Annotated in this window: 1 protein-coding gene; it reads left to right on the top strand. The window is 76.3% G+C overall.

Annotated features, from left to right (window positions below; translation table 11 throughout):
* Positions 1-113 precede the first annotated feature (113 nt).
* Positions 114-1,277 (top strand): MFS transporter (locus tag GUY60_RS37720; protein WP_312866580.1); only part of this gene is annotated, 1,164 nt, incomplete at its 3' end.

The following is a 1,277-nucleotide window of genomic DNA, read 5'->3' as shown; positions in this document are numbered from 1 at the left end:
TCGCCTTACCCCTGCCGCGTCCAGGGTTCGCATATCCGCGTGAGGCCCGGCCCGCGCCGCCGGGGTGGTAAATCGGTTGCCCCGCAAGGGAGTTGGGCCGATCATCTCGGCACGTGACTGCTGCTGACTCCGGTGCCGGTGTGCCCGGCGCCCCTGCCGCCCTGCCCGCCCACCGGGACGGCCATGTGCTGCGCTGGCTGATCGCGTACGGGCTGTCCGTGATGGGGGACAGCGTCTACTTCATGGCGCTCGGCTGGGCCGCCGCCCAGGTCGCCGGGCCCACCCAGGTCGGCCTGGTGATGGCGGTCGGCGCGGTGCCGCGGGCGGTGCTGATGCTCGTCGGGGGAGTGGTCGCCGACCGGTTCGACCCGCGCCGGGTCGTCATCGGCTCGGACGCGGCGCGGGCCGTGATGATCCTCGGGGTCGCGGCGGCGCTGTGGCTCGCGGAGCCCGGACTCTGGCTCCTCGTCGTGGTCGCCCTGGCCTTCGGCGTGGTGGACGCCCTGTTCATGCCCGCCGTGGGCGCGCTCGCCCCGCGGCTCACCGGGCCCGACCAGTACGTCCGGGTGCAGGGGCTGCGGATGCTGGTCACCCGGGTCGGCACCACGGCGGGACCGCCGCTCGCCGGTTTCGCGATGGCGTACGGGCAGAGCGCGGCGGCGTTCGCGGTCGCGGGTGGCCTCTTCGTGCTGTCGCTCGTGCTGCTCCTCGCGGTCCGGGTGGGGCCGCTGCCGCCCGACGGCGAGGCGGCGGCCGGGCCGACCACGCCGTGGCGGGACCTGACGGACGGCCTGACGTACATCCGGCGCCACCCGATCGTCGGCCCGCTGGTGCTCTCCGGGGCGCTGAGCCAGCTCGGCATCGTGCCGCCGCTCCAGGTCGGCGCCGTACTCCTGGCCGCGGAGCGGGGCTGGGACGCGGCGGGCATCGGCTGGATCCTCGCCGCGTTCGGCATCGGCGCCGGGGTGAGCGGTCTGGCCCTCACCGTGCGCGGCCGGTTCCGGCGTGCGGGCGTGGCGCAGAACGTGCTGCTCGTGGTGGCCTCCGCGGCGATCGGCGCGATCGGGGTGCTGCCGACGGTGCCGGGCGCCGCCGCCGTGGCGCTGGGCGCGGGGATGCTGAGCGGCGTGTGCGGCGGGCTCGCGGGTGCGCTGATCCAGACCCACACCACCGCCGCGTTCCAGGGCCGGGTGGCCGCGGTGAACGCCCTGACCCACGTCGGTATCGCGCCGCTCGCCTTCCCGCTGTTCGGCGCGGCGGCGGGGGTGTTCGGGGTG

This window comes from Streptomyces boluensis (genome assembly GCF_009908195.1).
Lineage (GTDB): Bacteria > Actinomycetota > Actinomycetes > Streptomycetales > Streptomycetaceae > Streptomyces > Streptomyces boluensis.
Note: the sequence above shows the minus strand (reverse complement) of the source record. Positions and strands in the feature narration are given on the sequence as shown.